Origin of the sequence: Blautia sp. AF14-40, assembly GCF_003479665.1 — a bacterium.
GTDB lineage: Bacteria > Bacillota > Clostridia > Lachnospirales > Lachnospiraceae > Fusicatenibacter > Fusicatenibacter saccharivorans.
This window is the reverse complement of record NZ_QUHK01000085.1, coordinates 1-2,502: the sequence shown is the minus strand read 5'-3', so window position 1 is coordinate 2,502 and position 2,502 is coordinate 1. Positions and strand designations below refer to the sequence as shown.

General features: G+C 49.0%; 1 protein-coding gene. It reads right to left on the bottom strand.

Translation table 11 applies throughout. The features are described from left to right. Positions 1-2,421, bottom strand: a 2,421-nt coding sequence (locus DWW13_RS18285; protein ID WP_118720804.1) for an antirestriction protein ArdA, incomplete at its 3' end; no start/stop codon positions are given. Positions 2,422-2,502 lie beyond the last annotated feature (81 nt).

Genomic DNA, 2,502 nt, shown 5'->3' with positions numbered 1-2,502 from the left:
GGCTTCCTGTTCCGGCTGCTCCTGTGCGGGGGCTGCCTGTTCCTTGTCCTGCTCCTTTTGGATTTGTGCGATATGTTCATCTATACTGTTGATTATCTCGGCAGCGGTGCTTCTGATTGTTTCAAGAGAGCCTTTCAGCTCCGCAAGTTCCCGCCCGCTGCTCCAACCGGCGACATATCCAAAGGAATAATCAGACGTATCAAGTCCGTAATGTTGGCAGACAGTATAGGCTACGCTTTCTGCTTCCACCTCGCGGGTACGGCGGTCAACGCGGGGCTGCTGCTCGTCTTTCGGGGCGTTTAAGTCAATATCATGCAGCTTTGCGTGGGCGATTTCATGGATAGCGGTTTTGAGGGTCTGCAACTCGCTCATGCCCTCATCAATAGCGATACGCTTATCCTCCAAGTGATAGTAGCCATGTGCGCCACCTGTGATTTTTTCAAAACCAATAGGGACAGGAGAAGTCTTTTCAAGGGCTATGAAAAAGTCCTTGTAACGGTCAACGTCCCCAGTCAGCTCGTCAACCGCAATATCCGGCAATTCTTTTCCCTCGGTCTGCGACACATCAAAGACAGATACCACCTTATAAGCGGGTATGGTAACTTCCTTTTCCTCCATGACAGGTTTCCCGTCTTTCCCCATAACAGGCTTCCTTGTATGTGGGTCGATTTTCTCCGTTTGCTGTTTTACCTTGAACGGCGACGGGGCAATAATCTTGATACCTTTTTCTCCTTTTATTACGTTGCGCTGAAAGTTATTTTTCCAAGCTGTAAATCCTGCCACAAGGGAAGCGTCGGGTTTCTGCATGGCGATAAGCAGCGTATTGTTAAAGCTGTAATTGTGGAAGCGGGACATAACTTTGAGATATTCTTTGTAGCGTTCACTGTCAAAGAGTTCTGTAATGCCCTGCTCCAAACGGTCGGTAATCTCTTTCATCTTTTCTGCGGGTTTTTCGCTTGTCAGCACGATAGGGATAACCGGGCGGGGCTTTTGCGGCTCTATGGCTGTCGCCGGGACGGTTTGTTCTGTGGCGGCTGCGTCCATAAAAATCTTGTCCTGTTCGCTTTGTTCCGGCTTCGGATAACTCATAATGCGGTATTCCTCCGGCAATTCGCGCCCCTCAAAATGGCGTTCCCATTCGTCACCGCTTTTCACAAGGTAGCCATAAGGGGTAAAGCTGCCCTGCTCCTGCTCGGCAGCATTTTTTCCAAAAGCAGCAAGGTCAATGCCGTTTTTCCATTCTTCGGGCATTTGCACCATGCCGGATTTGTTAAGGTAATAGTCGCCCAAGTCGCGGGACGTGTTCACTCCGGGGATATGTACGAAATAGTCCACGTTGTAAGTAAAATCAATTATCTGTCCGATATTTTTAAATCCCTGTTTCTGCTGCAAGACTGCGTTGAGCTTTGGAAGCTCTGCGGGGTCAAGCTGTGCGATACGCGCTGCAAGAAGATTAAGGCTGTCAATGTCAGCGGCGCATACCATGTCATAGGGTAAGGCAATATGCCTGTTTTCATTGTCAGAATATCCGTTAATAAAAAAGTCCTGTGGATTGTCAGCGGTAATGCCGACAGTTCTCATAGCTTCGTGAAGCTGCTCCTTTGTGGTCGGCATGGAAAGCCACACGCCGCCCGGTTCGCCTGTTTCAAAACGGCTGTGGCTGTTAATCAGAATTGCAAATTGTTCCGGCTCGTTCCTTTGCCCTATGTTCTGCGGTGGCTCTGTCGGGACGGGTGCTGCCTGTTCAGTGGTCGGCTGTTCCCGTTCCTCGCCCTCAATCGTGTAGCCCGGTAAAAGCTGCCCGTTTATCTTGAAATGGTAGGTATATTCTTTCGGAATAGGCGGCGATATTTCAGTAAATAAATGCTGATAGGCTTTGATACGCCCATTCAGATATTTTTCCATAGCTGCCTTGTCTGCAAATTTCTTTTCCTGTCCGGCGATTTTTGCTTGATTGTAACCGTCCGGGCTGTTGGTGTAAACGTTCCATGAGAGCGTCCACGCATAGGGAACGGATTGTTCCTTTTCCCGGTCATAGCGGGTATTCTCATAAATGTGGTAGCGCATTTGATAAACGCGGTTGCTAATGATATGGCGGTCATTTTCTGCGGCTTCCCACTGGTTAGCGGTATGCTTGACTTCAGGTGTCCTCACATACTCAATGGCTTTATCAACGGCAAGGGTCTGTCCTGCCTGTGCTTCCCATGCAGCCGCCCGCTGTTTCAAATCTTCATAAATTGTCTGTTCAGCCGCCGCGCTTTCCTCGCGGATTTCCCGTAGCTGTTCCATAGATAAGACAGTCAACCCGGAAATATCGGCTTTATCCTGTTCAAAATATAGCTTGCGTTCTATCCTCATACTGTCTGCCGGGTCTAAGCGGTCATGGTCGTATGTGGAATATCCTGTTTTTATTTCTGCCATGCGTTCACTCCTTTCGTTTTCAATCATGCGGTGCATAAGTTCGTAGTCCTCCATGCTCATGCTCCCGTCAAATAGATAGGG